Annotated in this window: 18 protein-coding genes and 1 riboswitch; of the genes, 8 read left to right on the forward strand and 10 right to left on the reverse strand. The window is 32.6% G+C overall.

What is annotated here, in order from left to right; genetic code table 11:
• Positions 1–5 precede the first annotated feature (5 nt).
• Positions 6–2,342, forward strand: a complete 2,337-nt coding sequence (locus N5D90_RS06160) for a transglycosylase domain-containing protein (RefSeq protein ID WP_280061918.1) — start codon at positions 6–8, stop codon at positions 2,340–2,342.
• 55 nt (positions 2,343–2,397) lie between these two features.
• On the opposite strand, the gene N5D90_RS06165 is transcribed toward N5D90_RS06160, so the two are convergent.
• Positions 2,398–2,619, reverse strand: a complete 222-nt coding sequence (locus N5D90_RS06165; RefSeq protein ID WP_219034841.1) for a hypothetical protein — start codon at positions 2,617–2,619, stop codon at positions 2,398–2,400.
• A gap of 14 nt (positions 2,620–2,633) precedes the next feature.
• Entirely contained in the window at positions 2,634–3,158 is a 525-nt protein-coding gene (locus N5D90_RS06170; protein WP_280061919.1) for an N-acetyltransferase, read from the reverse strand.
• A 94-nt stretch (positions 3,159–3,252) separates the two neighbouring features.
• On the opposite strand from N5D90_RS06170, the gene metG reads away from it, so the two are divergent.
• Positions 3,253–5,289, forward strand: a complete 2,037-nt coding sequence (metG, locus tag N5D90_RS06175) for a methionine--tRNA ligase (protein ID WP_280061920.1) — start codon at positions 3,253–3,255, stop codon at positions 5,287–5,289.
• A 63-nt stretch (positions 5,290–5,352) separates the two neighbouring features.
• Here the strand turns inward: metG and N5D90_RS06180 are convergent, their stop codons facing one another.
• The 5 genes from N5D90_RS06180 to N5D90_RS06200 form a co-directional block, all read right to left on the reverse strand.
• On the reverse strand, positions 5,353–5,730 hold the full coding sequence (locus N5D90_RS06180; protein WP_280061921.1) for a hypothetical protein: 378 nt from the start codon (positions 5,728–5,730) through the stop codon (positions 5,353–5,355).
• Between the two features lie 162 nt (positions 5,731–5,892).
• On the reverse strand, positions 5,893–6,864 hold the full coding sequence (locus tag N5D90_RS06185) for an SPFH domain-containing protein (RefSeq protein WP_280061922.1): 972 nt from the start codon (positions 6,862–6,864) through the stop codon (positions 5,893–5,895).
• Between the two features lie 58 nt (positions 6,865–6,922).
• On the reverse strand, positions 6,923–7,249 hold the full coding sequence (locus N5D90_RS06190) for an iron-sulfur cluster assembly protein (protein ID WP_280038109.1): 327 nt from the start codon (positions 7,247–7,249) through the stop codon (positions 6,923–6,925).
• Between the two features lie 196 nt (positions 7,250–7,445).
• A complete protein-coding gene (locus tag N5D90_RS06195) occupies positions 7,446–8,612 on the reverse strand; it encodes a hypothetical protein (RefSeq protein WP_280061923.1) in 1,167 nt (388 codons plus the stop codon).
• A gap of 36 nt (positions 8,613–8,648) precedes the next feature.
• The gene (locus tag N5D90_RS06200) at positions 8,649–11,456 is read right to left on the reverse strand and encodes a TonB-dependent receptor domain-containing protein (protein WP_280061924.1); all 2,808 of its coding nucleotides are present in this window, start codon (positions 11,454–11,456) and stop codon (positions 8,649–8,651) included.
• A gap of 148 nt (positions 11,457–11,604) precedes the next feature.
• Here N5D90_RS06200 and N5D90_RS06205 point away from each other — a divergent pair, with 148 nt between their 5' ends.
• Positions 11,605–12,285: a response regulator transcription factor gene (locus N5D90_RS06205; RefSeq protein WP_280061925.1), complete on the forward strand. Its 681-nt coding sequence runs from the start codon at positions 11,605–11,607 to the stop codon at positions 12,283–12,285.
• A gap of 9 nt (positions 12,286–12,294) precedes the next feature.
• Positions 12,295–13,323 (forward strand): cell wall metabolism sensor histidine kinase WalK, encoded by a 1,029-nt coding sequence (locus tag N5D90_RS06210; protein ID WP_280061926.1) that lies wholly within the window; start codon positions 12,295–12,297, stop codon positions 13,321–13,323.
• Here the strand turns inward: N5D90_RS06210 and N5D90_RS06215 are convergent.
• Entirely contained in the window at positions 13,320–13,730 is a 411-nt protein-coding gene (locus N5D90_RS06215) for a hypothetical protein (RefSeq protein ID WP_280061927.1), read from the reverse strand. The genes N5D90_RS06210 and N5D90_RS06215 overlap by 4 nt on opposite strands.
• Positions 13,731–13,840: 110 nt before the next feature.
• Between N5D90_RS06215 and leuS the strand changes: the two genes are divergently transcribed.
• Positions 13,841–16,699: a leucine--tRNA ligase gene (gene leuS, locus N5D90_RS06220; RefSeq protein WP_280061928.1), complete on the forward strand. Its 2,859-nt coding sequence runs from the start codon at positions 13,841–13,843 to the stop codon at positions 16,697–16,699.
• Between the two features lie 163 nt (positions 16,700–16,862).
• Here the strand turns inward: leuS and yiaA are convergent, their stop codons facing one another.
• Positions 16,863–17,252 carry an inner membrane protein YiaA gene (gene yiaA, locus N5D90_RS06225; RefSeq protein WP_038336823.1) on the reverse strand — a complete coding sequence of 130 codons (390 nt, stop codon included), beginning with the start codon at positions 17,250–17,252 and terminating at the stop codon, positions 16,863–16,865.
• An 86-nt stretch (positions 17,253–17,338) separates the two neighbouring features.
• Here yiaA and N5D90_RS06230 point away from each other — a divergent pair, with 86 nt between their 5' ends.
• The 3 genes from N5D90_RS06230 (at position 17,339) to N5D90_RS06240 (ending at position 19,589) form a co-directional block, all read left to right on the forward strand.
• Positions 17,339–17,875, forward strand: coding sequence for a GNAT family N-acetyltransferase (locus N5D90_RS06230; RefSeq protein ID WP_280061929.1), 537 nt, complete (start codon positions 17,339–17,341; stop codon positions 17,873–17,875).
• A 72-nt stretch (positions 17,876–17,947) separates the two neighbouring features.
• Complete coding sequence (locus N5D90_RS06235; protein WP_280061930.1) at positions 17,948–18,640, forward strand: hypothetical protein; 693 nt, start codon at positions 17,948–17,950, stop codon at positions 18,638–18,640.
• Positions 18,641–18,647: 7 nt separating this feature from the next.
• Positions 18,648–19,589 carry a hypothetical protein gene (locus tag N5D90_RS06240; protein WP_280061931.1) on the forward strand — a complete coding sequence of 314 codons (942 nt, stop codon included), beginning with the start codon at positions 18,648–18,650 and terminating at the stop codon, positions 19,587–19,589.
• A gap of 85 nt (positions 19,590–19,674) precedes the next feature.
• On the opposite strand, the gene metE is transcribed toward N5D90_RS06240, so the two are convergent.
• Positions 19,675–21,996, reverse strand: coding sequence for a 5-methyltetrahydropteroyltriglutamate--homocysteine S-methyltransferase (metE, locus tag N5D90_RS06245; RefSeq protein ID WP_280061932.1), 2,322 nt, complete (start codon positions 21,994–21,996; stop codon positions 19,675–19,677).
• Between the two features lie 85 nt (positions 21,997–22,081).
• A riboswitch (cobalamin riboswitch) is annotated at positions 22,082–22,221 on the reverse strand.
• Between the last annotated feature and the right edge of the window lie 68 nt (positions 22,222–22,289).

A 22,289-nucleotide genomic window follows, 5' to 3' on the forward strand; every position in this document is an offset into this window, starting at 1 on the left:
ACAGAATGGAAAACAATAAAAATCCTAAAACAAGCGCAACTTCTAAAGCAAAAAAGAAGTTCAATAGCTTTTCATTAGCCAAAAAAATAATCGTTACCATTTGGGTACTGTTTTTTTGTGCCGTATTAGGAATTTTCGGAATCTTTTGGGCGACATCTAACGGATGGTTAGGTGAAATTCCCAATGTACGTGATTTAGAAAATCCTGATATTTATGTTTCATCAGAAATTATTTCTTCTGATGGTGTTTTGTTAGATCGTTTCGAAGCAGAACGCAGAACACCAGTCGATTACAAAGATTTACCACCACATTTAGTTGATGCATTGTTAGCAAAAGAGGACGTTCGTTTCTTTGATCATTCAGGTGTAGATATTAAAGCTGCTTTCCGTGCTATATCTTCAGGAGGTGATTCAGGAGGTGGATCTACAATTACACAGCAGTTAGCAAAACAGTTGTATACAAAAGATCCTTCTTCTAATAAAGTGAAACGTGGTTTACAAAAACTAAAAGAATGGGTAACATCTGTTCAATTAGAAAAATTGTATACAAAAGAAGAAATCATTGCGATGTACTTCAATAAGTTTGACTTTATCTATGGTGCAAAAGGTATTGAATCTGCTTCTAAAGTTTATTTCAACAAAACAACAAAAGAATTAAACTTAGATGAAGCTGCAACATTGGTTTCAATGTTTCAAAATCCTGTAAAATTCAACCCTGTAAAAAATCCTGCATTATCTACAGAAAAAAGAAATCTTGTATTAGATCAAATGATGAAATACAACAAAATTTCTCAAGCTGAAGGGGAAGCTGCAAAAGCTACACCATTGGTTACAGATAAACAAGATATTATGCAGCATGATGAATCACATTCAGCATATTTCAAATCTGCTTTGAGAAAGGAAATTCAACAATGGATGGTTGATTATGAGAAAGAAACAGGAAAATCATATAACCTTGAAAAAGATGGTTTAAAAATCTATGTAACGTTAGACTCAAGAATGCAAAATTTAGCTGAAGAAGCGGTTAAAAAACAATTAAAAGTTTTACAAGATCAATTCTTTGGAGAGCAACGTGGACGTAGTTTAGCACCATTTTATAATATTTCTGCTGCAAAAAGAACACAAATCTTTAAGCAAGCAATGGCTCGTACAGATTTGTATAAAAAGATGAAAGCCGAAGGAAAATCTGAAGCTGAAATCGAAACTGTTTTCAATACACCTCGCGACTCTGTTCAGTTCTTTACATGGAACGGAATTCAGTACAAAAAAGGGAAAACATTGATGGATTCAATCGAATATCACAAACATATTTTACAAGCTGGTTTGATGTCAATGGATCCAAAAGATGGAACAATCAAAGCTTGGGTTGGAGGAATCGATTGGAATTATTTCAAATTTGACCACGTAAAACAAGCACGTCGTCAGGTAGGTTCTACGTTCAAACCGTTTGTTTATGCAACAGCGATTAATCAATTAGGATTAACACCTTGTCATACTGTTTCTAATGAGAGAATTCCAGGAAATTGGTCTCCTCGAAATGATAATGGTAAATATGGTGGATCTCAAGATTTAAGAACTGCATTAGCTTATTCTACAAATATTGTCGCTGCACGTTTGATTATGCAAACAGGTGAAGAACCTGTAATTCAAATGGCTCGTGACCTTGGAGTTGAATCTCCTATCGTAAAAGATCCTACAATTGCATTAGGTTCTGCCGATTTATCTTTATATGAGATGGTTGGTGCGATGAGTGCATTTGCAAATGGTGGTATTTACATTAAACCGCAATTAATCTTAAGAATAGAAGATAAGCAAGGAAAAGTTATCAAAGATTATACGCCACAAACACGAGAAGTTGTTAATGAAAACGTAGCGTACACTATGATTGATTTGATGAAAGGTGTTGTAGATAGAGGTTCTGGTGCGAGATTAAGAAATCGCTACGGAATGACTGCCGAAATTGCTGGTAAAACAGGTACAACAAACGAAAACTCTGATGGTTGGTTTATGGGATTAACACCAAATTTAGTTACTGGAGTTTGGGTTGGTGCAGAAGACCGATTTGCTCACTTTGCGAGTACAGCCACAGGGCAAGGAGCCAATACAGCTATGCCAATTTGGGCTTACTATATGCAAGGCGTTTACAAAGAAGGAGGAAAATTTGGCGTAACAGCTGGAGATAAATTTGACAAACCTAAGGACATTGAAAAACACTGGGATTGTTCGAATACATACGGATTCCATCAATATGATGAAATGTATGATCCAGGTCCAATTATCGAAGGAAGTGGTAGTGAAAGCGTAGGCGAAAACTATGAAGTTCCTGATGAAGAAGGTCAATAATTAAATTGATATAAAACAAAATAGCCACTCAAAATTGAGTGGCTATTTTTATGATTTATAATTCTTCTTTTTCCTCTTCGTTATCAAACTGATTGTTGTACGCTTCACGTTCTTGTGCCAATTTCTTTTCGCGTTGTTTTTTCTTAAAATCACGAATCGTCATATACGTTAACAACACTACAAGCGCTGCAACCAAAAAATAATTAGCATACGTAAATAAGTTCGTAATTGTATCCGTTACCACCTCATCTGGCGTTACAACAGCGTTTTCTTCCATAAGAAATATTTTAATTATTGATAGAATTCTTTCGGATATTCTACCATTCCATTTATATTTTTCAACGCATCTTCAACCAACTCAATTGCCATACAATTTTCATCTGGAACATCAAAAGGTAACTGAATATCAAAGTCAGATGCTTTTCTGTAACCAAATTTAGGATAATAAGTTGGATGACCTAACAAAATAATCGATTCAAAACCTAATTCTCTCGCTTTCTTATGCGCAAATTCTATTAAATGACCACCAATTCCATTTCCCTGATAATTAGGTAAAACCGCTACAGGAGCGAGCGCTAAAGAATCGTAAGAAAAGTCTGAATGATTAATTTTAATCTTTGTCAATAAAATATAACCAACAATAAGTCCATTCATTTCAAAAACAATAGACAAATCAGGAACAAAACCATCAGAATTTCGTAATCGTTCAACTAAAAATTGTTCACGATGATCACTATATTCTTCATTTTCAAAAGCCTTTTCAATCAATTTAAAAACTTGTTCATAATCGCTTTTCTCCTCTTTCCTAATATTCATTCCTCCATCAATTGATTAACCTTATAAAATTAGAAAAAGGTTTTAACAAAACAAACAACAAATCGTATCTTTGTCGCTTATAGATTTTAAGCAAATGAGTCAACCAAAAAGATATACAATTACAGCGGCTTTACCTTATGCTAACGGACCATTGCACATTGGTCATATGGCAGGTGTTTACGTTCCTTCTGATATTTATGCGCGTTTTTTACGAAGAAAAGGAAAAGATGTAGCATTTATTGGAGGTTCTGACGAACATGGTATTCCAATTACAATTCGTGCCAAAAAAGAAGGCGTTACGCCTCAAGATATTGTTGATCGTTACCACGAGAACATCAAAAATACATTGGCTAATTTTGGTGTGACGTTCGATATTTATTCTCGTACAACATCTGATAAACACAGAGAAGTTGCTCAAGATTTCTTCAAAACGTTATATGATAACAACAAGTTTACAGAAGATGTTACGGAACAATTTTACGATGAAGATGCGCACGAATTTTTAGCGGATCGATACATTCGTGGTGAATGTCCGAAATGTGGAAATCCTGATGCTTACGGCGATCAATGTGAAAAATGTGGCTCTACATTAAGCCCAGAAGAATTGATTAATCCTCGTTCTGCTTTATCTGGAAATACGCCAATCAGAAAAGAAACAAAAAACTGGTATTTACCATTGGATCAATATCAAGATTTCTTATCAAAATGGATTTTAGAAGGTCACAAAAATGATTGGAAATCGAGTGTTTATGGTCAAGTAAAATCTTGGTTAGACGATGGTTTGAAACCTCGTGCAATGACACGCGATTTGAACTGGGGAATTCCTGTTCCTGTTGATGGAGCTGAAGGAAAAGTAATGTATGTTTGGTTTGATGCACCGATTGGTTACATTTCTTTCACGCAAGAATGGGCAGAGAAAAACGGTAAAAATTGGAAAGATTATTGGCAAAACGAAGAAACGAAATTGGTTCATTTCATCGGAAAAGACAATATCGTTTTCCACTGTATCATTTTCCCAACAATGATGAAAGCGCATGGCGATTACATTATGCCTGATAATGTTCCTGCAAATGAATTCTTGAATTTAGAAGATGATAAAATCTCAACTTCTCGTAATTGGGCAGTTTGGGCACACGAATATTTAGAAGATTTCCCGAATCAACAAGATACATTGCGTTATGTGTTGACGGCAAATATGCCTGAGAATAAAGACAATAACTTTACGTGGAAAGATTTCCAAACGAAGAATAATTCTGAATTAGTTGGAATTTTAGGAAACTTTATCAACCGTGTAATGGTTCTTTCTCACAAATATTACGAAGGAATTGTTCCTTCAAAAACAATTGAATTTGAAGAATTAACTGAAATCAAATATTTTGCAAAGCGCATTGGTGATCATTTAGAGAAATATGAATTCCGTGCTGCGTTGACAGAATATATGAATTTGGCTCGTCTTGGAAATCAATTTTTACAAGCACAAGAACCTTGGAAAAAAGGTGATGATCCAGAAGCTGTAAAAGGAATTATGTATGCTGCGACGCAAATTGCTGCTGCATTAGGACAATTGGGAGAACCATTTATTCCATTCGCTTCTGAGAAAATGTTGGCTATGATGAATGTAGAAAAAATGAGTTGGGATGATTTAGAATCAACAGACGAATTTGTAAAATCTGGACATCAATTAGGGCAATCTGAATTAATTTTTGCGAAAATTGAGGACGAAGCCATCGAAGCACAAATCAATAAATTAAACGAAAGTAAAGTCAAAAATAATATGACAAATCCAAATGCAGAACCTCAAAAAGAATTGATTTCTTTTGATGATTTCCAAAAAATGGATATCCGTATCGGAACTATTTTAGAAGCGAAGAAAGTTGAAAAAGCTGACAAATTATTCGAACTAAAAGTGGATACAGGAATGGATGTTCGTACAATTGTTTCTGGTATTGCAGAACATTTTACGTTAGAAGAAATCGTAGGAAAACAAGCGATGGTTTTAGCAAATTTAGCGCCTCGTAAAATTCGTGGAATCGAATCGAACGGAATGTTATTATTCGCTGATAAAGCAGACGGAAAATTAACGTTTGTAAATCCAGAAGAAGAAACGCCAAACGGTGTTCAGGTTGGATAGACTTAGATTTTAGATATAAGTATTGAGATATTAGAAAGCCACTTCGATGAAGTGGCTTTTGTTTTATTTTAGTTTAAATTCAGTTGCAATAACATATTGATTATCTAAAATTAATAACTGATTTTTAAAATTTTTCGGCTCTCCAAAAGTTTTAAATTTGATATTATTTTCAATAAAAAATTTCTCTATCTCATTAATTATTGAAAATGGAGCATTCAGAAATTTTCCATTTCCTTCATTTATATTCTTTAAAAAAGTTTCAAAATCTAAATTTGATTTGTTTAAATAATCTTTTAATTTTCGAAAGCCTAGAACTCTATTATGAATAATCCTCTCTATATTTTCTAGAAAAAAATCTATGTTTTGTGGTTTTGAATTTAAGAAAATTTCTAAAAAACTTTCATTGTAATCAATTAATAATGGATGATCAGAAAACAACAATAACTTACATTCATTTTTTTCTTTTAAGAAAGCTTCCTTTTTACCAAGAAAATCAAAACGATAATTAATATTCTCAAAATTTAAAGTGATATAATTCGTATTAAAATCGTTAATTCTTACGACTTGATTATTTAAATCGTTAATTATCATTAAAAAAAATTTCTAAGGATGCTCTGGAAAAGTAAACGAATCGCCTTGATTTGGTTTATTTTTTCGTTGAGCCGGATTATCTTCTTTTGTTATTTGATGCTCATTCAATTCATGTGCTGCTGTAAACGAAGTGACCATTGTATTCAACATTTCCGAAGCGGCAGTTGGTGAATTTGGTAACAAAACTAATTTGCTTCCAGATTTTTCCCCAATCGCTTGCAATGTATCATAATGTTGCGTCACCACAATTAGCGCAGAAGCTTCTTGTGACGTAATTCCTGCTCCATTCAAAACATCTACAGATTCCAATAAACCTTTTGCAATTTCGCGACGTTGATCCGCAATACCTTGTCCTTGCAAACGCTTCGATTCTGCTTCGGCTCTTGCTTTTTCTACAATCAAAATACGTGCAGCATCACCTTCATATTGCGCTGCTAATTTTTCACGTTCAGCTGCATTAATACGATTCATCGCATGCTTTACTTGCTCATCTGGATCAATATCTGTTACCAACGTTTTGACAATTTCGTAACCATATGAATTCATTGCTTCTTGCAATTCACTTTTTACAGCAACCGCAATATCATCTTTCTTCTCAAAAACATCATCTAAACGAAGTTTTGGAACCTCAGCTCGGACAACGTCAAAAACGAAAGAAGTTATTTGTGTATAAGGATTATCTAATTTGTAAAATGCATCATAAACTTGTGTTTTGATGACTTGATATTGAACAGAAACTTTCAATCGAACAAATACATCATCTTTTGTCTTCGTTTCGACAACAACATCTAATTGTTGAATTTTAAGAGACATTTTTCCAGCAATTCTGTCTACAATCGGAATTTTGAATTGTAATCCTGGATTACGAATACTATTAAATTTTCCGAAACGCTCGATTACAACCGCAGTTTGTTGTTTTACTGTAAAGACGAATAAAAAAAGGAAAATAATTCCAAGAAAAACGATCACGCCTAAATATCCCATAAGTTTTAGTGTTTTGAATTTGTTGGATTAAGATACAAAAAAAATTAGGAATGTTAAGTTATAACATTCCTAATTCGAATTTTGCTTCTTCGCTCATCATATCTCTATCCCAAGGTGGATCGAACGTAATTTCTACGTAACATTTCGTTACATATTCTATCTCTTCTACGCGCTGTTCTACCTCTACAGGTAAACTTTCAGCCACAGGACAGTTTGGAGATGTAAGGGTCATGGTAACTTTTACTTCACCATCTGCATTCACCTGTGCATCGTAAACCAATCCCAGTTCATATATATCAACTGGAATCTCTGGATCGTAAACTGTTTTGAATTTTTCAACCAATTTTTCTCCAATCGAATCTAATTGTTGTTCTGTTAATGCCATTGTTATCAACTGTTATTGTTCTGCAAATGTACAAATAGTTTAGCTTACGTGGAATTTTTCTAAATAACTATTTTTAATGACTTAAAATAAAATAGTTATAATAGAAGAAAATCGCTTCTTTGGAGAGTCCAAAAAAGCGATTTACAAACACGAAGAACTTTTTTATAAGAAAAGTTTTTTCTTTATATGGATTTAATTATAGACCTACTGTCCATCCTTTTGCCCAAGTTGGTGTATCTACACCATTTCCAGCACCTGTATTATTTGCTGGTAAATAAGCTTTTGATACATCTACAGCAGTACCTGCAGAAGATTTACCTGTTGCTTCTACTCCAACGTTGATGAATTGAACGTTTTTCAAGAATAAATCATTCGGAATCCAAGAAATTGTAGCATCATGCTCGATATCGATACCTTTAGCCCAGTTCGCTAAAACAAAATTCTCAAATTTTCCTTTTGTACCAACACGTAATTTCATTGCTTGGTTTTCTCCTTCTCCTACATAATCTTTACCTAAACCTATTAAAGTAACATATCTAATTGTAGGATTTGTAATTGGAGTTAAAGTATGATTACTTGAATTGTTATCAGCCTCTATACCTCTATTTCCTTTACTACGACCTTCTTTTCCGTACCAATATTCGTTTGTACCAACCCAACCTTCTGTCCAGTCAAATTGATCATCTTCGTTTTCATTTGATACGATATATTTTGTATTAACAGTTCCACCAAAGAATTCGATTCCGTCATCAGAACCTGCATACATTTGTACATATTCAATTTTAGTTCCGTTACCTACACCGAATAAAGAAAGTCCATTAAACTCTTTTTCAGAATTATAAATAGCTCCAGCATATTCAATACGAGTATATGTTATTGTACCAGAATTATCATTTGCAACATCACCACCATATGTTAATTCAGAAACCTCAGCAGTAGCTGTTTTTGCTTTGTTAATTGGTGCTTTACCACATAAAACTACTCCACCCCAAGAACCTGGTGCTTTTTTGTCTGATGTAAATACAACTGGTTTAGCAGAAGTTCCGTTAGAAAATATTTTTCCACCTTGTGCTACTGCAATGTAAGAAGATGTACCTCCGTTTGCAACAATTTGTGTACCAGCAGGAATTGTTAATTCAGCACCATCGTTAACCTGAATTTTCCCTGTTAAATAATATACTTTTGATGGATCTAAAGTAATTTTATCTCCACTTTTTAATTCACCTTTAAAATCAGCAGGATTCGCAACAAAGCCAGAAGGATTTGTATCGATATCTCCGTTATCGTCGTTATTACTACAGCTTGTTAAGGCTAATGTAGAAAATGCTCCTACTAAAAATAGTTTTAAAATTGATTTTTTCATAATTAAATGTTTTATTGTGTTTGTTTTATTTTGTTTTTAAAATTGATAGTTTACAGATAAACCGAAGTTCATTCCTTTTTTATAGCTTAATGTTTTTACATCTCCATTCAAATTCTCTTGTACACGGTCTATTGTAGGGTTTAATAAGTTTTTAGCAGAGAAATTGATTCCAATATTTTTATTCAATTTTGAACGTAAAATGAAATCTAATGTGCTAAATCCTTTATCTACTTGATTTCCTCTTGTTTCAGTTCCAAGCGCATAAATACGATCAGAGAAATAGTTGTAAGCCACAGTTGCCATTACGCTTCCTCCACTTGCCCATTTCTTAGAATAAGATAAATCTGCATTTGTAATAAACTTAGAAGCTCCCGTAAATGCATCTTCTGCATTTGTAAAATTGGTATTGATTCGTTGTCCATTAAACAATGTTTCTTTGTATACTTTTTCATTGTTTAATTCTTGATTAGAATACATATAAGCACCGTTAAACCCAACTGTTAATTGTTCTGGATTCGATGTTTTATTATCTAAAATTGCTTTTCTAACTTCTAATTCTGCACCAACTGCATATCCCCAATCACCTGTATTTGCATAGGAAATATCATTAGATGATGAAGCAATTGTTGTTGTATTGATTGGATCTTGAATATATTTTCCGAAACCTCCCAAAGAGATTACTTCTCCACTTTTCGGGAACCATTCCCATTTAATATCCGCATTGTAATTTGTCGATGGATACAACATTGGATTTCCACGGAAAGTTTCTGTTACATCTTCATAAACAAACATGGCTGTTTCCTTGAATTGAGGAAGTGTATATGTTTTAGATGTAGCGAAGCGCAAGTTTTGATTATCTGTTAATTTATAACGTAACATCAAACTTGGTAATAATTCGAATTGATCGAATGAGTTTTTACCTTGTGATAAAGCTGTGTACCAATCGATGCTTTGTTTAAGATATTCTGCACGAACGCCCAAAACTGCTGTTAATCGATCTGTAAAATTATATTCTACCTCAGCAAAACCTACTTGTATATCTTTTTGTCCACTGTAAACTTGAGATCTGTAGCTTCCGTCAGATTTGATATCAAACGTTGTGATTTCGAACCCTGAACCATAATTTGATTGATTGAAGAAAGCATCTAAATTATTTGGGTCAACTTGAATTCCACTTCTCAAAATTTTGAAGTTAAATTGATTCGCTTCAAAATCTCTTTCTTTATGTCTACCTTGGTATCCAATAGAAATTTTAGCTTTATAATCTTTCAAATCTCCACCAAAAACGCGATTATATTCCAAGTTCGCAGAAACCTCGTTCTCATTAAGATTTTGATAATAACGGTTACTTAACGAAGCATCTTGAGAAGCTAACACATATTGTCCAGATTGCTTATCCAAACGCATTGTATTTTGTAAACGGTCTGGCATATCTTGTTTCACTGTATTGTAAGAAACGCCCCAATGAAACTCAGATTTATCATCTAATCTGTGATCTCCTAATAATTGATTGACAAAAACTTGGTTTCTTTCATAAGTTCCACGACGAATAAATCCATTATTATCTTCCGCTAAATCTCTAATAAATCCTTTGTATTCTTGTAAACTTTGAGAAGTGTTATTAATAAAAATACTATTTGCTCTTAATCTATTATTTGGATTAAAATCATAATACAAATTCACCATTCCTGTTGTATTTGTATTATAACTATCTTTTGTATAATCGTTGAAACCTTTCAAATTATTTCCTTGAGCATCAACAGAACGAGCTAAACCTTTCTCGATACTTTGAGCTGAGTTATCAAAAGCAGCTGTTGCAAAGAATCCAAATTTTGCTCCGTTTTCAAACTTGTAACTTTTTCCTCCTTTTATATTGAAACCTCCTGCTACAGCAGATTTAGATTGTGGATTGAAACTATTTGTAAAATGATATCCAGTTGTTGCGTTTGCTGGAATTTTTGTTTTTTGAAAACCAAACCAATTTGGTCCATCTTGCAAATTGAAGTTTTTATTGGTAATCGCGTTAGAATTCAAATTTAATCCTGTTCCGATTTCTAATAAACCATTTCCTTCGTATAATTTTGATGCAATATCGATATTTGCTCCTCCAAAATCAGCCATCATTCTTACATTGAATGTTTTGCTCAATGAAATGTAATCAATAACGTCTGTTGGAAATAAATCTAATTTAATATTCTTGTTACTAGGATTTTCTGACGGAATAGGTAAACCATTCAATGAAGTATAATTATAACGATCTCCCAATCCACGTACAAAAACATCTCCTGTTCCTTCTTGTTTCGTAACACCAGCCATTTTCGCAACTGCCGAAGCCGCATCACTTACACCTTTACGATCCAATTCTGCTGCACCAATATTCTCTACCATTTTCACAGATTTTTTCTGAATATTAAGTAAAGAAGCTTCTCCAGATTTATCTTTTCTACCTGTTACAACAGCAGTTGATAAATCAATTTTTCCATCCTTGAAATCTTCTGGTTTCAAATACATATTTAATGTATTCGAATCTGATAAATTTTGAGAAACAGATTGATAACCGTCTACTTTAATATCCAATTGATACGTATCATCTGGAACAGAAATTTCGTAGTGACCTTTATCGTCTGTTTTTGCTTGAATATTTAATCCTTCAACCACAAAAGTTTTTTCAGAAAGTGGTTGGTTTGTTTTTTGATCAAATAAAGTTCCTTCTAATTTAATATTAGTCTGTGCAAAAAGTGCTGCCGAACCTAATAATAAAAGTAAAGTTAAATTGCGTTTCATTGCGATTGTATAATTCGTGTTTGTTTGATGGCAAAGTTGCTGCAATCCAATGAAAAACATTTTTAGAAATTGTAAAGGTTTTGTTAGGTAATTGTTATGAAATTATCGTAACTTTAAATGAATGTTAAGAAATGTTTTTACCTAATTTCTCCTAAAATTTAAGCTTAATTTTACATCGACTAATTTTATTTAGTTATTACAAACAATTATGAAGAACATTAAAATTTTATTAGTTGACGACGAACCAGATATCTTAGAATTCATTGGTTACAACTTAAAAAAAGAAGGTTTTGAAGTAGAAACAGCTCAAAACGGACTAGAAGGTTTGAAACAAGCCAAAATTTTTCGCCCAGATTTGATTCTATTAGATGTAATGATGCCACAAATGGACGGAATGGAAATGTGTGCAGAGTTGAGAAAGTTAGATTCTTTTCAAGATACTTTAGTCGTTTTTCTTTCTGCTCGTGCCGAAGATTTTTCTCAATTAGCTGGCTATGATGCTGGTGCAAATGATTATATTTTAAAGCCTATCAAACCAAAAGTTTTAATTAGTAAACTAAATGCTTTATTGAAATTAAAACAACCTAACGAAGCGCCAAAAGACGAATTTATCAAGCTAAATAATTTCGAGATTAACCGCGAAACATATAAAGTAAATTACCAAGGACAAGACTTTTTGTTACCACGAAAAGAATTTGAATTGATTGCTTTATTAGCTTCAAATCCAGAACGCGTTTTCAAACGTGAAGAAATTTTGGAGAAAGTTTGGGGAAATGAAGTTGTAGTTGGTGGACGTACAATTGACGTACATATGCGCAAATTACGCGAAAAATTTGGAAACGATCGTTTCTCAACAATCAAAGGAATTGGATACAAAATAAATGACTAAAAGCTCGTAATGGCTTCAACTTTCAAAGTTCAAAACATCTTTCTATTTGCCTTTCTCAGTACATTATTCTTGGCTTTAGGATTTGTTTTGTTCTCTTTTTTATGGTTTGGAAATATTGATTTTATTCTCCAAGAAAAACTATTTTTCATCAGTTTAATGCTTCTTTTATTGATTGGATTATCAATATTTTATTGGTTTTCTTTAAAAAATCAACGAAGAAAAGATTTTACTGAAATCTCGAAAAATATTCCACAATTTCAATCCAGTACAATGGATTTTGAAGAACTTTCTCAAAAAATTTCTACCATTACAGAAGATCAATCCAAAGAAATTGATGTTTTACATGAACGTGAAAATTACAGAAGAGATTTTCTTGGAAATATTTCACATGAATTGAAAACACCTCTTTTTTCGGTTCAAGGTTATTTGTTAACGCTGATAGAAGGCGGAGTTGAAGATGAATCTATTCGTGATAAATACTTAAACCGAATCAATAAATCGGTTGATCGATTGATTTATTTGGTCAAAGATTTGGACATGATTGCAGAACTTGAACGTGGACGAATCAATATCGAATTTTCGGTTTTCAATTTGACAGCGCTTGTACAAGATGTGATTGATTTATTAGAAATTAAAGCTGAAAAAAATAACATCAAAATTTCTCTAAATTATCCTATTCATCAACCGATAAAAGTTGTAGGTGATATTCAGAAAATACAACAAGTTTTAATCAATTTAATTGTAAACGCCATCAATTATTCTAATCCAAATACAGAAATTGACATCGATTTTGAAGAATATGATGATAAAATTCAAATCTCGATTAAAGATCAAGGAGTTGGCATAAAACAAGAAGACATTGACCGAATTTTTGAGCGTTTTTACCGAATTGATAAATCTCGAAATCGTAATAATGGCGGATCTGGACTCGGTTTAGCAATTGTAAAACATATTTTAGAGGCCCATAAACAGAAAATTTATGTGACAAGTAAAATAGGAAAAGGTTCTACTTTTTCTTTCTATTTACAGAAGGCTTAATATTGTTCTTGCTTCTTCGTAAATTTCAAGGTAATGTTGTGTTTAAAAACTTTTAATGTATCATTTTTAGCCTCTTTCCACAAGAAATAAGGAGGTTTCAAATTCAGTACATTTCCTTTTACAGCCAACGAATCCTCAAAAAGTTCAGCATAAAGAATTGTATCTTTTTTTAAGAATGCTTTGTCTTTGTAATCAATCAAATAGTAATCATTTCTGACATAAATAGGATCTTTGACACGAAGTGTTGAATCTTTTTCATCAAAATTCCATTTGATATTAACAGGATTAAAACCATCTTCATACCCCACAAAAATGCGTGTTGTATTTACGATATGTCGAACAGAAAAAATAAGGATAGTAAAAAAAATAAGGATACCGATATAATATAATATCAATTCTTTTTTCATGGATTTGGTTTAGGTGTTGATTGTTAATGTACAAATATCGCTATTCTAACCCAAAAGATACATAAAAAATGTAAATTTGCATAAATTTAATTTTAATATAACTTCCAATAATGCAATATAATCCGAATGAAATCGAACCAAAATGGCAAAAATTTTGGATTGAAGACAAAACGTTCAAAGCTGAAAATCAATCAGAAAAACCTAAATTTTACGTATTAGATATGTTTCCTTATCCATCTGGAGCAGGATTACACGTAGGTCATCCACTTGGATACATTGCGTCTGATATTTATTCTCGATACAAAAAATTAAAGGGTTTCAACGTTTTACACCCAATGGGTTACGATTCTTTTGGTTTGCCTGCGGAGCAATATGCGATTCAAACGGGTCAACATCCTGCGATTACAACAACAACGAATATCGAAGGTGGAGTTGATAAACAAGGAAATGTGATTGCTGGATACGAAAACCAAATGAAAAAAATTGGTTTAGGATATGATTGGGATCGCGAAATCAGAACTTCGGAACCTGAATATTATAAATGGACACAATGGATTTTCAATCAATTATTTGATTCATATTATGATAATTCAACTGATAAAGCTGAATCAATTTCTAAATTAATTGAAACATTCAAATCAGAAGGTAATGCGAATGTAAACGCTGTGGCAGATGATGATATCGAAATCTTTACAGCAGAGCAATGGAATGCTTATTCTGAAAAAGAACAACAAGCAATTTTATTAAAATATCGTTTAACATTCTTAGCAGAAGCAGAAGTAAACTGGTGTCCAGATTTAGGAACTGTTTTAGCGAATGACGAAGTGATTAACGGATTATCTGAGCGTGGAGGATTCCCTGTTGTGCGCAAAAAAATGACACAATGGATGATGCGTATCACGGCTTATGCTGATCGTTTATTAACTGGTTTAGATAAATTAGATTGGCCAGATCCAATCAAAGAATCACAAAAAAACTGGATTGGTAAATCGACTGGAGCAAGTATCGAATTTCAAATTTCGAATTTCGACGATGCTAAAATTGAAGTATTTACAACTCGTCCTGATACTGTTTTTGGTGTTTCTTACGTGACTTTAGCGCCAGAACATCCTTTGGTTTCTCAAATTACAACTGCAGAACACAAAGCAAAAGTTGATGCTTATATCGATTATACTTCAAAGCGTTCGGAAAGAGATCGTTTAGCAGATGCTAAAAATATTACGGGAGAATTTACAGGCGCTTATGCCATTCATCCTTTCACAGGAAAACAACTTCCGATTTGGATTGGTGATTATGTATTAGCTTCTTATGGAACGGGTGCTGTAATGGCTGTTCCAGCTGGTGATGAACGTGATTTTGCTTTTGCAAATCATTTCAATTTACCAATTATTAATATTTTCAAAGGAAAAGATATTTCTGAAGCTGCTTTTACAGAAAAAGGTGGATTCGAATTACAAGATTCTGATTTCTTAAACGGATTAGATTATAAACAAGCGGTTGCAAAAGCAATTGAAGCTTTAGAAGAAAAAGGTTTTGGACAAGGAAAAACAAACTTCCGTTTACGCGAAGCAGTTTTCTCTCGTCAACGTTATTGGGGAGAGCCGGTTCCGGTTTACTTCAAAGACGAGATGCCTTATACAATTCCAAAAGCTGCATTGCCAATTATTTTACCAGAAGTTGACGAATATTTGCCAACAAAAGATGGTGAGCCACCATTAGGACGTGCGACAAAATGGGCTTTTGATACAACAACAAACGAAGTTGTAGACAATAGTTTAATCAATAATGAAACAATTTTCCCTATCGAATTGAACACTATGCCAGGTTGGGCAGGTTCTTCTTGGTATTGGTTACGTTACATGGATGCAAAAAATGACAACGAGTTTGTATCAAAAGAAGCGGTTGATTATTGGCAAAATGTAGATTTGTACATGGGTGGATCTGAGCACGCGACTGGTCACTTGTTGTATTCTCGTTTTTGGCAAAAATTTTTGTTTGATAAAGGATTCGTTCCAACAGATGAATATGCAAAAAAACTGATTAACCAAGGAATGATTTTGGGAATGACCGCTTATGCATATAGAATTAATGGAACAAATACTTTTGTTTCCAAATCTTTGAAAAATCAGCATGAAACAACTCCAATCCGTATTGATGTTAAGTTGTTAAAAGATGGAGGCGACGAATTAGATACAGAAAAATTCAAAGCATGGCGCGAAGATTTTGCTAATGCAGAATTTATCTTAGAGGATGGTAAATACATCACAGGACGCGAAGTTGAAAAGATGTCAAAATCTTATTACAATGTTTTAAATCCTGATGATATTTGTAATCAATATGGAGCAGATTCTTTACGTTTATACGAAATGTTTTTAGGTCCAGTTGAGCAATCTAAACCATGGAATACACAAGGTTTATCTGGCGTTTATTCATTCTTGAAAAAATTCTGGAGATTATATCATTCAGGTGCAGAAGAAACTTTCTTCGTTTCAGAAGATGAGCCAACAAAAGAAGAAATGAAAGTGTTGCATCAAACCATCAAAAAAGTGGACGAAGATGTAAACAATTTCTCTTTTAATACATCGGTTTCTACTTTTATGATTGCGGCAAACGAATTAGGAAAATTAAAAACAACTAAACGTGCAATTTTAGAGCCTTTGGCAATTATTATTTCGCCTTATGCACCGCATATTGCAGAAGAATTATGGTCAAAATTAGGACATGAAACGTCAATTGCGCATGCAGATTTCCCTATTTTCGAAGAAAAATGGTTAGTTGCAGATGCAAAAGAATATCCAGTTTCATTCAATGGTAAAATGAAATTCTTGTTAGAATTACCTTTATCGTTGTCAAAAGATGAAATTCAAGAAATTGTAATGAATGACGAACGTACAATCAAACAATTGGGTGATCGTACGCCGAAAAACATCATTATCGTTCATGGAAAAATCATTAATATCGTTGGATAAAAAAGATTTTAGATACTAGATTTTAGTATTGAGAATATAGATAAAAGCCTCGCAATTGCGAGGCTTTTACTTTTATTTTGCGTTAGGGATTGTAGTGAAAATCCTTTGCTGAATAGCAAAGATTGTAACGAAAAGCCCGCCCGTAGGGAACGCCCAAAACATATTAATTAGCCATATTGTCCCTTGTATTTTTTTGCACAGCAATAGCCCCAAAAATTGCCAATAAAAAAGCAAATGCATAGAAACCTTTCTCCGAAGGTAAGATTGTTGCATTCCAAAGACCTATGATTAAAAGCGTGATTGAAGCAATAGTTCCAAACCAACAAATTCCGTAATAAATATCGGTTACAGGGATTTGTTCCAATCGGTCTCGAACCGCTTTTTGCAAAGATACTACGGCGAAAAGTCCAAATAAAAGAACGGTAAAGTAATAACCTTTCTCGTTTAATTCCATTTCGGCGCGCGTCAATCCAATAATATATCCAATCATTCCCGAGCCTAAGGCAATCCAAGAAGCTGCTATAAAAGCATTAGATACTTTTTGTTGTTTCATTTTATGTATTTTAGTAATAGATTAGCTGTAAATATAAAAATAATTTAATCTGATTTACAATAAAGATTATTCTTAACTCAATAAATATGAAATATTTACCAACATTAGAAACGGAGCGTTTAATAATACGTCCAATTACGATGGATGATTTGCAAGATTTTTATGAGATGGATTCTCAACCAGAAGTGCATACATTTCTGAAAAATCAACCAATTAAAACGATTGATGAAACAAGAGAAATCATCGAAAATTTATTGATTCAATACCAAGAACTTGGACATGGACGATTGGCTGTTGTGGAAAAAGAATCGGGAAAAATGATTGGTTGGACAGGTTTTAAATACATGACCGAAAAAGAAGCCATGAATAATCGATTTGATTTCTTAGATTTTGGCTATCGTTATCGTAAAGAAACTTGGGGAAAAGGTTATGCGACAGAAGCTGCGAAAGCTTGCATGGATTTTTACCGTGAAAATATGACTGATTTTAAACTAAATGCCATAACACATACAGAGAATGCAGCATCAAGAAATGTGTTGGAAAAAATCGGTTTCGAAGTCACTGAAACTTTTCATCTGGACATGTGGAATTTGGATTGTTTTTGGTATGAATTGAAGAAATAATTAACTTCAAAATAATCTTGGTTCACGCAACCTTTTAAGTAAATGATTCTCTTTCCTTTAAACACTATTTATATGAAAAAGAATTTTTTACTTTTTTTGTTCGTCATTGGTTTTGGACAATTGATTTCTGCACAAGAAAAATCAAACGATGAACGCAAAAATGTCATCACTTTTAGCGTTCTTTCAGCAGCATTATCGCCTCCAAGATGGGCGTTTGGATACATGTATAAACTGAACGAACGTTATTGGATTGGCTCTGAAATTGGCTACGGAAGTTATCATAGCATTCCTGTTAGTCACAAACCAAAATATAAAATCAACGAAGATTATCAACTTTTTGAGATTCGACCAGAATTTTTTATCAATCTAAGCGAAAACAGGCGAGTAAAACATCTTATTTCTTCTGAGTTTTTCTATATTCATCACACCGATCATCTCGAAAATGGTGAATATTACCGAAATGATGCTCAAAATTTTTCGTATTTATATTCGTATGACGAAGCCGATTATAAACGTGTAAAATATGGATTGAATATCAATTACAATATTTTTATTCCAACTCATAAAGGATTAGTTTTTATTCCAAAAGTTGGTTTAGGTGTGAAAAATAGAAATGTAAAATATTCGAATGTTACAAATTTAGAAAGTGTTGATACTCGAATTTTTGATGATTTTATGGGCGGTTTAGAAAATCATTATAAAAAAGAAGGTTCTTCTACAGATTTCAATTTAAATCTTAACTTTAAGATCGCTTATCAATTTTAAACAAAACATGAAAAAAATAATTTTAACGACAATTTGTTTGACTGCATCACAAGTTAATTTTGCACAAAAAATTTCGACGAATGATTATGAAGTTAAAATAACTTTAGCTGATTTTAATCTGAAAGGAAAGGTTGAAAAAGTGACTTCAACTGCAACAGATGCAAAAGGAAATACCACAACTTTACCTTTTTTGGAGAATGAATTTTACAATCAAATTTCGTTAGAATTTAATCAAAAAGGATTGTTAACAAAGCGAACAAATTATTTAGATTATCAAGGAAAATTAGCTGTTTATAACTATGTTAATTACGACTACAATAACTCAAATTTTATTGATAAACAGACGAATATAGTTATTAACAATGGTGAAGATCCAAAACGAATTGCATCTGACAAAAACTTTGTTTATGACAATAAAAATCGGTTGATAAACTTGACCGAAAAGATCGAAGGAAAATCGTCAAAATCGAGTTATGAAACGATTTTTAATTATTCGAATAAGTTGGATAAAATCACAACAAAAGTGGAAGGTTCTACGATTAGTGGGAATAATTTGACATATAACAAAAACGGTTTATTGGTTTTGGACGAAATGACTTCTTTTGATGGAAAAAAAGGGCGAAAATCGTATTATATTTACGATAAAGAAACACCTATTTTTCAGGAAGAAATTGCTGGAAATTCGAGCAAAATAATGTTTTTTGAGAACGGAAATATTTCGAAATTACAATCATTTGACGCCAATAAAACGTTAGCTTATCAAGCTGATTTTGATTCGAAAAATGAAATTGTCAACTTCAAAAAACAATCCTTCCGAAATGGACAAACTGTTTTAACTTCTTATCAAGTTTCGTATGAATATGATTCGAAAAATAATTGGATAAAAGCTTCTATTTCAACAAATGGAGATTTAAAATATATTGTAAAACGAACAATAAATTATTATTAAAAAACAAAAGGTTGAGCAATGCTCAACCTTTCTTCACAAATAAATAACACTACACTACTTAAGTCATAAAAGTAGGATGTTAAGTTTAAATCGCTTTTGGCGTATGTATTTTTCTTAATTCCTTAGTCGCCGCAACCATTTCAATCAACGCCTTTTCGGTTTCTTCCCAATGACGCGTTTTTAGTCCACAATCAGGGTTCACCCATAATTGATCTGTCGGAATAACTTTTGCCGCTTTCTCTATCAAATCAACCATTTCTTCTTTCGACGGAACGCGAGGCGAGTGAATATCATAAACTCCAGGTCCGATATCATTTGGATAATTGAAATCTGAAAAAGCATTTAACAATTCCATTTGACTTCTCGAACATTCAATTGTAATAACATCCGCATCTAAATCTGCAATATTTTGAATAATATCGTTGAATTCTGAATAACACATATGCGTATGAATTTGCGTAGAATCCTCAACATTACTTGAGGCTAATTTGAACGAATCAACCGCCCATTTCAAATAATTTTGCCATTCATCTTTTCTCAATGGTAAACCTTCTCGAATTGCAGGCTCATCAATCTGAATAATTTTAATTCCAGCTTTTTCTAAATCCGAAACTTCATCACGAATCGCCAACGCAATTTGTTTACATGTCGTAGATCTTGGTTGATCGTCGCGAACAAAAGACCATTGCAAAGTCGTAACTGGTCCTGTCAACATTCCTTTTACTTTTTGTTCTGTGATAGATTGCGCATATTGTGACCAATAAACCGTCATTGGAACTGGGCGATAAACATCACCAAAAATAATCGGTGGTTTTACACAACGCGTTCCATAACTCTGAACCCAACCATTTTTAGAAAAGACAAATCCAGCTAATTTTTCACCAAAATATTCCACCATATCATTGCGCTCATATTCACCATGAACCAAAACATCAATGCCAATTTCTTCTTGCCATTCTATCGTACGCTTCGTTTCTTGTTTCAATAAAGTATCATATTCTTCGGCAGATAATTCACCTTTTTTATACTTCGCACGCCAACTTCTCACCTCTTGCGTTTGTGGAAAAGAGCCGATTGTTGTCGTAGGAAAAGGAGGAAGATTCAATACATTTTGTTGCACAATTTTTCGGTTTCCAAAACTATTTGCACGATTATAATCTTCGTCTTTTATTCCATTTACTCGTTCTTTAACTTGAGTTTGATGAATTAATTGAGAATTTTTTCTATTATTAATTGAGAATTGATTCGCTTCATATTGTTGAATCAATTTTTTGTCATTCGGATTTGAAAAATAATTTTTTAAGAAAGCAACTTCTTCTAATTTTTGCTTCGCAAATGCAAACCAATCTTTAATTGTAGTCGGAAGATTTTTTTCGTTTGTTTCTAAATCTAAATCACAAGGTGAATGTAATAATGAACAAGATGTTGAAATAATAACACGTTTTTCTCCAATTTTGTTCACAACTTTTTCTATCGTTGAAAGCGATTTTTGAAAATCATTTTTCCAAATATTTCTACCATCAACTAAACCTAAAGAAAGTTTTAATTGAGAAGGAGTTTGATTCAATATTTCATCAAGTTGATTTTCGTCACGAACCAAATCAAGATGCAAAATATCAATTGGTAAATTGATTGCTAAAGCTGTATTATCTTTCAATCCATCAAAATAAGTTGCGACCTGAATCGTAAGTTGAGGAAATTCTTTTCTTATTTTTTTGTAAACTTCTTGATAAGCCGTTTTCGATTTTTCGTCTAAATCTAAAGCTAAAAAAGGTTCGTCGAACTGAATTGTATTTGCTCCATGATTGATTAAATCATGAATAATTTCAAAGTAAACTGGCAATAAATTCTGAATTAAATCAATTCGATCAAATCCTTCTTCTTTTTCTTTTCCTAATAATAAATACGTAATCGGTCCAATTAAAACAGTTTTTGGATTAAAACCTTCTTTTTTGGCAGCGATAAATTCATTTACAATTAAGTTTGAGAAATATTTAAATTCTTGATTTTTTACAAATTCTGGAACGATATAATGGTAATTGGTATCAAACCATTTTGTCATTTCCATCGCTGTAATATCTAAATTATCTTTTTGATAGCCTCTTGCCATCGCAAAATATAAGTCTAATTCTGTGTTCTTTTTATTTAGCGCAACCGTATTGAAACGCGCTGGAATTGCACCAACTGATAATGTAAAATCTAAAACTTGATCATAAAAAGAAAAGTCATTACACGGAATTAAATCAATTCCGGCAGCTTGTTGCAATGCCCAATTTTGTTTGGTAATTGTGCGGCTTGTTTGCAATAAAGCTTGTAGTTCAATTTTACCTGCCCAATAATTTTCGCAGGCTTTTTTTAGTTCTCGGTTAGCGCCAATTCTTGGATAACCTAAAATTTGTGTTTGCATTTTGATTGTTTTTTAATGTTCAAAAACACAAACGCGAGTTGATAAATAGTAAACCTATTTTGACAGACTGACTTCAAATCGCGAAAGTATCATCTTTTGTTTCTATTGGTAATCTGACTTGTAATTTGAATTACTTACAGTTGCGCGACAGCTCGTGATTCTCACACGATTCCCCAATAATTTGTTATTTATTTCTTCATAAATGTAATAAGACAAAATAAACGATTATAAAACTTTAAAAAATAAGATTATAACACTTATTATGATTAATTTTACAAAACAAAACACTTAAA

This window comes from Empedobacter sp. GD03797, from assembly GCF_029842105.1.
Taxonomy (GTDB): Bacteria; Bacteroidota; Bacteroidia; order Flavobacteriales; family Weeksellaceae; genus Empedobacter; species Empedobacter falsenii_C.

Excerpts from the sequence above, each read along its gene's own strand:
- N5D90_RS06205 (WP_280061925.1), top strand. The coding sequence starts at position 11,605 with ATGAAGAACATTAAAATTTTATTAGTTGACGACGAACCAGATATCTTA.
- N5D90_RS06215 (WP_280061927.1), bottom strand. The coding sequence starts at position 13,730 with ATGAAAAAAGAATTGATATTATATTATATCGGTATCCTTATTTTTTTT.
- N5D90_RS06160 (WP_280061918.1), top strand. The coding sequence starts at position 6 with ATGGAAAACAATAAAAATCCTAAAACAAGCGCAACTTCTAAAGCAAAA.
- N5D90_RS06190 (WP_280038109.1), bottom strand. The coding sequence starts at position 7,249 with ATGGCATTAACAGAACAACAATTAGATTCGATTGGAGAAAAATTGGTT.
- metG (WP_280061920.1), top strand. The coding sequence starts at position 3,253 with ATGAGTCAACCAAAAAGATATACAATTACAGCGGCTTTACCTTATGCT.
- N5D90_RS06185 (WP_280061922.1), bottom strand. The coding sequence starts at position 6,864 with ATGGGATATTTAGGCGTGATCGTTTTTCTTGGAATTATTTTCCTTTTT.
- N5D90_RS06230 (WP_280061929.1), top strand. The coding sequence starts at position 17,339 with ATGAAATATTTACCAACATTAGAAACGGAGCGTTTAATAATACGTCCA.
- N5D90_RS06165 (WP_219034841.1), bottom strand. The coding sequence starts at position 2,619 with ATGGAAGAAAACGCTGTTGTAACGCCAGATGAGGTGGTAACGGATACA.
- N5D90_RS06170 (WP_280061919.1), bottom strand. The coding sequence starts at position 3,158 with ATGAATATTAGGAAAGAGGAGAAAAGCGATTATGAACAAGTTTTTAAA.
- metE (WP_280061932.1), bottom strand. The coding sequence starts at position 21,996 with ATGCAAACACAAATTTTAGGTTATCCAAGAATTGGCGCTAACCGAGAA.
- N5D90_RS06210 (WP_280061926.1), top strand. The coding sequence starts at position 12,295 with ATGGCTTCAACTTTCAAAGTTCAAAACATCTTTCTATTTGCCTTTCTC.
- yiaA (WP_038336823.1), bottom strand. The coding sequence starts at position 17,252 with ATGAAACAACAAAAAGTATCTAATGCTTTTATAGCAGCTTCTTGGATT.
- N5D90_RS06200 (WP_280061924.1), bottom strand. The coding sequence starts at position 11,456 with ATGTTTTTCATTGGATTGCAGCAACTTTGCCATCAAACAAACACGAAT.
- N5D90_RS06235 (WP_280061930.1), top strand. The coding sequence starts at position 17,948 with ATGAAAAAGAATTTTTTACTTTTTTTGTTCGTCATTGGTTTTGGACAA.
- N5D90_RS06240 (WP_280061931.1), top strand. The coding sequence starts at position 18,648 with ATGAAAAAAATAATTTTAACGACAATTTGTTTGACTGCATCACAAGTT.
- N5D90_RS06195 (WP_280061923.1), bottom strand. The coding sequence starts at position 8,612 with ATGAAAAAATCAATTTTAAAACTATTTTTAGTAGGAGCATTTTCTACA.
- leuS (WP_280061928.1), top strand. The coding sequence starts at position 13,841 with ATGCAATATAATCCGAATGAAATCGAACCAAAATGGCAAAAATTTTGG.